The sequence below is a fragment of the Pseudacidovorax sp. DMC4 genome, assembly GCF_056314265.1.
The window spans coordinates 136,242-142,505 of sequence record NZ_JBQUYR010000018.1 but is presented as its reverse complement, the minus strand read 5'-3'; the positions used below and the strand labels follow the sequence as shown (position 1 = coordinate 142,505).

Here is a 6,264-nt window from a genome sequence, read left to right as displayed (position 1 = left end):
GATCTTGCGGTCATGAACCTTCTCCTGGTGAAGGCCCAGCCAGCGTATCAGTCTCTGCAACTATCGGTGGTCCAGCCGCAGGGGTTCACTCCAGCTGCCGCAGGCAGCGCAGCGAGTTATGCGACGCGCCCCCTGACCGCGCATCGCAGCGGAGTCGATGCGCAGCATCGACCGCCACCGTCTGAGCCCCTGGCAGCCCGGCCCCGCCGCGCCGCCCCCACCGCCAGTGAAGCTGCGAGCACGCGCACCACTGCGAAAGTCATTCAGAACCGGACGCTCCCAACGTTCGCAACGACACCCACAACAAGGCCCCACCAGTGAGCACCCCGCCCGTCCTGCTCGAAGCCAAGTCCCTCTGCGCCTGGTACGGCGCTGCCCAGATCCTCTACGACGTGGACCTGGAAGTGCGCCGCGGCGAAGTCGTCGCCCTCATGGGCCGCAACGGCGCCGGCAAGTCGACCACCCTCAAGGCGCTGATGGGCATGCTCGCCAAGCGCCGCGGCAGCATCCGCTTCCTGGGCCACGACATCTCCAGGACCGAGCCGCACCACGCCGCCCGCCTGGGCCTGGGCTTCGTGCCCGAGGACCGGCGTGTCTTCACCGACCTCACGGTCATGGAGAACCTCGAAGTCGGCCGCCAGGCCGGCCGCCAATGGGCCGACGGCGGCGCCGCGCCGCTATGGACGCCCGAGAAGCTGTTCAAGCTCTTCCCCAACCTCGGCGAGATGCCCGACCGCCCCGGCGGCCGCATGAGCGGCGGCGAGCAGCAGATGCTCACCGTCGCGCGCACGCTCATGGGCAACCCCTACCTCGTGCTGCTCGACGAGCCCTCCGAAGGCGTCGCGCCGGTCATCGTGGAGCAGATGGCGCAGATGATCCTGGAGCTCAAGGCCCAGGGCGTGTCCATCCTGCTGTCGGAGCAGAACATGCACTTCGCCGAACTCGTCTCGGACCGTGCTTACGTGCTGGAAAAAGGCCAGATCCGCTACCAGGCCACCATGGACGAGCTGGCGGCCAATGATGAAGTGCGACGGGCCTACCTCAGCGTCTGATTTCCAAACCTGTCCTCGGAGGGACCGATGATGACCATGCTGCGCACCGCCAACCCACGCCGCCATTTCCTGCAGGCCGCCGCCGCCCTCGGCGCGGCCGCCATCGCGCCGCCGCTGCTGGCGGCCGACGCGAAGAAGATCAGCCCCAGCGCCCAGGCCGCGCTGATCGTGGTCGACGTGCAGAACTGCTTCGTCGACGGCGGCACGCTGCCCGTCAAGGGCGGCGCCGACGTGGTGCCGGTCATCAATGCGCTGGCGCCCAAGTTCCAGAACATCGTCGTCACGCAGGACTGGCACACGCCCGGCCACACCTCCTTCGCCAGCGCCCACAACGGCACCAAGCCTTTCGACAGCATCAAGCTGAACTACGGCAACCAGGTGCTGTGGCCCGACCACTGCGTGCAGGGCACCGACGACGCGGCCCTGCACAAGGACCTGAAGCTGCCCACCGCCCAGCTCATCATCCGCAAGGGCTACAACAAGGGCGTGGACAGCTACTCCGCCTTCCAGGAGGCCGACCGCAAGACCGTCACCGGCCTGGCGGGCTACCTCAAGGCGCGCGGCATCAAGACCGTGTACGTCACGGGCCTGGCCACGGACTTCTGCGTGGCCTGGACGGCGCTCGACGCGCGGGCCGCCGGCTTCAACGTCTACGTGATCGAGGACGCGACCCGCGCCATCGACCTCAACGGCTCGCTCGCCAAGGCCTGGCAGCAGATGCAGGCCAAGGGCGTCAAGCGCATCCAGTCGGCCGACGTCGCCTGAGAAGGTTCGAGCGACCTGCCTTGCCCGCGCTTCAGCTCACCGTCAACGGCCAGCCCTTCGCGGGCGAGGTGCCACGCCAGGCCTCGCTGCTGCACCTGCTGCGCAACGACCTCGGCCTGAACGGGCCCAAGTACGGTTGCGGCCTGGGCCAGTGCGGCGCCTGCACGGTGCATGTGGACGGCACCGCGGCGCGGGCCTGCGTCATTCCCGCGCATGGCGTGGCGGGGCGCGCCATCACCACCTTGGAAGGCCTGGGCCGGCGCGGGCACTTCCATCCCGTGCAGCAGGCCTTCGAGGAGGCGCAGGCCGCCCAGTGCGGCTACTGCCTCAACGGCATGGTGATGCAGGCCGCGGCACTGCTCGCGCGTGAGCCGCAGGCCGACGAGGCGCGCATTCGCAGTGAGCTGTCGGGCAACCTGTGCCGCTGCGGGACGCATGTGGAGATCCTGCGTGCCGTGAGCCTGGCCGCCGCGCGGTTCGGCGTAGCGCCCGCACCGGAGGCCGCGCGTTGACCGCCGACCCGCGCCGCGCCGCCCAGCCCCGCACGCGCGCCGACTTCCTCGGCGCCGAGGGCGTGCTGGTCGTCGTGCGCGACACGCCGCTCCCGCCGCCGCCCGCCAAGGGCCAGCCCGCCGCCGTGCCCGGCAATCCGGCGGAGGGCGACGAAGTCCTGCTCGCCGTCTGGGACGACGGCAGCGTCACCGCCCTCAACGGCCATGTGGACCTGGGCACGGGCATCCAGACGGCCCTGGCCCAGATCGTGGCCGAGGAACTGGACGTGCCCATGGCCTGCATCGCCATGGCGCTGGGCCACACGGCGCAGGTGCCCAACCAGGGCGCCACCATCGCCAGCGCCTCGATCCAGATCCATGCACAGCCGCTGCGGCTGGCGGCGGCGCAGGCGCGGCACTGGCTGCTGGCGCGCGCCGCCGAGCGGCTCGGCCGGCCGGCGGACGAACTCGCCATCGACGGCGGACGCATCGTGGCCGAGGGTGTGGCGCTGCCCTTCGCGGAGTTGCTGGCCGGCCAGCGCACCCTGCTGCGGCTGGACCCGGCCGCGCCGCTCAAGCGGCCCGAGGACTACCGCATCGTCGGCACGCCGCAGCCGCGCATCGACATCCCCGCCAAGCTGGCTGGCGAGCTGGCCTTCGTGCACGACATGCGCCTGCCCGGCATGCTGCACGGCCGCGTGATCCGCCCGCCCTATGCCGGCGCGGACCATGGCGACTTCATCGGCAACACGCTGGAGTCGGTGGACGAGTCGTCCATCGCCCACATCCCCGGCATCCGCGCCGTGGTGGTCATCCGCGACTTCGTCGGCGTGGTGGCCGAGCGCGAGGAACACGCCGAGCAGGCCATGCGCGAGCTGCGCGTCCGCTGGAAGGCCTGGCCCGGCATGCCCGATCTGGCCGGCGCGGGCAAGGTGGCGGATGCCATCCGCGCCAACCCCGCCACCACGCGCACGCTGGTGGACGAGGGCGATGTCGAGGCCGCCCTGGCGGGCGAGGGCACGCTGCGCCGCACCTACCTGTGGCCGTACCAGCTGCATGCGTCCATCGGGCCTTCATGCGCGGTGGCGCAGTGGGAGCCGGACGACGGCGACGGCAGCAGCCAGGGCGGCGCCGATGGGCGTGGCGCAGGTGACGGCCAGAAGGGCGCCGGCCGCGAAGGCGGGCCCAGCGCCGGACCCGGCCGCGTGCGCCTGCGCTGCTGGGCCGGCACGCAGAACCCCCATGTGCTGCGTGCGGACCTCGCCCGCCTGCTGGACCTGCAGGACGTCGAAGTCGACGTGGTCCGCCTGGAGGCCGCCGGCTGCTATGGCCGCAACGGCGCCGACGACGTGGCGGCCGATGCCGCGCTGCTGGCCCGCGCGGCCCGCGCGCCGGTGCGTGTGCAGCTCAGCCGCGAGCAGGAGCACCTGTGGGAGCCCAAGGGCACGGCCCAACTGATGGAAGTGGCCGGCGCCCTGTCGCCCGAAGGCGGCATCGCGGCCTACGACTTCCAGACCAGCTACCCGAGCAACGGTGCGCCCACACTGGCCCTGCTGCTCACCCGCACCGTGGAGCCGCTGGCCCAGGCCTACGAGATGGGCGACCGCACCGCGCGCCCGCCCTATGCCTACGACCACCTGCGGGTGCAGGTGCGCGACATGGCGCCCATCGTGCGCGCCTCGTGGCTGCGCGGCGTTTCGGCCCTGCCCAATTCCTTCGCGCACGAGAGCTTCATCGACGAGCTGGCCACGGCCGCGGGCGTGGACCCGGTGCAGTTCCGTCTGCGCCACCTGCCCGACGAGCGGGCGCGCGAGCTGATCCAGGCCACGGCGCAGAAAGCCGGCTGGCGCTGGCGCACCGGGCCGCAGGAGGATGCGCATGGGGACCATCCCTCGCGGCCGGTGCAGTCCCGGGTGGGCCCGGGGGGCGACATCCTTTTTGGACAGGGCTTCGCGTACGCCCGCTACATCCACAGCAAGTGGCCCGGCTTCGGCGCGGCCTGGGCGGCCTGGGTGGCCGACGTGGAGGTCAACCGCCGGACCGGCGAGGTGCATGTGCGCCGCGTGGTCGTCGGCCACGATGCGGGTCTGACGGTCAACCCGGCCGGCGTCGAGCACCAGGTGCACGGCAATGTCATCCAGACCACCAGCCGCGCGCTGAAGGAGGAGGTGCGCTTCGCGCCTGCCCCGCAGCCGGCCGGCGTCGGCAAGCCGCCGGTCCCGGTGAAGGCCCCGCTGCCCGGCATGCCGCCAGCCGGCGTGGTCGCCACGCGCGAATGGGGCAGTTATCCGATCCTGCACTTCCGCGAGGTGCCGGTCATCGAGGTGCTGCAGATGCCGCGCCCCGGCGAGTCGCCGCTGGGTGCGGGCGAGTCGGCGTCGGTGCCGGGCACGGCGGCCATCGCCAATGCCATCTTCGATGCGACGGGCGTGCGTCTGCGCGAGCCGCCGTTCACGCCGGAGAAGGTGCTGGCGGCGCTGTCTTCACTCCTTCCCCCGCTGGGGGAGGGCGGGGGTGGGGGCCAGTCCACCACGCCGTCGCCTGATCGAGCGCCGCAGCCCCCATCCCAGCCTTCCCCCAGCGGGGGAAGGAGCCAGACCCTCGCCCCGCGTCGCAAAGGTTGGCCGGCCCTCATTGCCGGCCTGCTCGTCGGCGCCATCGGCGCGGTGGCGGGCCTGCTCGGCTGGCGGCCGGCCATCGCGCCCGTCAATTTCAGCGCACCCGCCTACAGCGCCCAGACCATCGAACGCGGCCGCCAACTGGCCGCGGCCGGCGACTGCGCCGTCTGCCACACGGCCGACGGCGGCCTGCCGAATGCCGGTGGCCGGGCCATGCACACCCCCTTCGGCACGATCCACACGACCAACCTCACGCCCGATGCCGAGACGGGCCTGGGCCGCTGGTCCTTCACCGCCTTCCAGCGCGCGATGCGTGAGGGAATCTCGCGCGACGGCCGCCACCTGTACCCGGCCTTCCCGTACACCGCCTTCGCCAAGACCAGCGACGACGACCTGCAGGCGCTCTACGCCTACTTCATGTCCCTGCCGCCGGTGAAGGCCGGCGCGCGCGAGGATGGCGGTCCGGCCCTCATGCCGGCCAACGACCTGCGCTTCCCCTTCAACCTGCGCCCGCTCATGGCCGGCTGGAACGGCCTGTTCCACGACCCCACGCCCTACCAGCCCGTCGCCGGCCAGAGCGCCGAATGGAACCGCGGCGCCTACCTGGTCAACGGCCTGGGCCACTGCGCCGCCTGCCACAGCCCACGCAACACCTTGGGTGCGGAGAAAGCCGGCGCTGACTTCCTGTCCGGCGCGCTGATCGACGGCTGGGAGGCGCCGGCCCTCACGGCCCGCTCCACCAACGCCGTGCCCTGGGATGCGGACAGCCTCTACGCCTACCTGCGCCACGGCCATTCGCCGCGGCACGGCATCGCGGGCGGGCCCATGGCCGAGGTCGTCCACGGGCTGCAGGAGCTGCCCGACACCGACGTGCGTGCCATGGCCACCTACCTGGCCAGCTTCAACCCGGCGCCCGCGGCCGATCCGCAGGCCATCGCCACGCAGGCGGTGCAGCGTGCCGTGGCCGGGCAGGGTGCGTTGCTGGGCGCGCCCCAGCGCATGTTCGAGTCGGCCTGCGCCGCCTGCCACCACGACGGCGACGGCCCCACGCTGCTGGGCGCCAACGTGCCGCTGGCCCTCAACAGCCAGCTCACCAGCACCCGGCCCGACAACCTGATCCGCACCATCCTCGACGGCGTGCGCACGCCGCCCACGCGGGACATCGGCTTCATGCCCGCCTTCCGCGACGCGCTGGACGATGCGCAGGTCGCCGAGCTGGCGGGCTACATGCGCGCCCGCTTCGCCCCGCAGGCGCCGGCCTGGGCCGACCTGCCCGCGCAGGTGGCGCGGGTGCGGGCGGCGCCGGGGCATGGCGCGCCGGCCGGGCACTGACGCCGG

4 protein-coding genes are annotated in these 6,264 nt (G+C 72.5%); all 4 read left to right on the top strand.

Features of this window, described 5'->3' with window-relative positions:
• The first annotated feature begins 317 nt into the window (after positions 1–317).
• Genes ACT54X_RS26395 through ACT54X_RS26380 form a run of 4 tightly spaced genes read left to right on the top strand, consistent with a single transcriptional unit; the run spans position 318 to position 6,258 of the window.
• Complete coding sequence (locus tag ACT54X_RS26395; RefSeq protein ID WP_294376776.1) at positions 318–1,052, top strand: ABC transporter ATP-binding protein; 735 nt, start codon at positions 318–320, stop codon at positions 1,050–1,052.
• Positions 1,053–1,079: 27 nt separating this feature from the next.
• A complete protein-coding gene (gene pncA / locus ACT54X_RS26390; RefSeq protein WP_476349517.1) occupies positions 1,080–1,817 on the top strand; it encodes a bifunctional nicotinamidase/pyrazinamidase in 738 nt (245 codons plus the stop codon).
• Between the two features lie 20 nt (positions 1,818–1,837).
• Positions 1,838–2,329: a (2Fe-2S)-binding protein gene (locus tag ACT54X_RS26385; protein ID WP_294376769.1), complete on the top strand. Its 492-nt coding sequence runs from the start codon at positions 1,838–1,840 to the stop codon at positions 2,327–2,329.
• The gene (locus ACT54X_RS26380) at positions 2,326–6,258 is read left to right on the top strand and encodes a molybdopterin cofactor-binding domain-containing protein (RefSeq protein WP_294376766.1); all 3,933 of its coding nucleotides are present in this window, start codon (positions 2,326–2,328) and stop codon (positions 6,256–6,258) included. The genes ACT54X_RS26385 and ACT54X_RS26380 overlap by 4 nt, the downstream gene beginning before the upstream one ends.
• Positions 6,259–6,264: the final 6 nt, after the last annotated feature.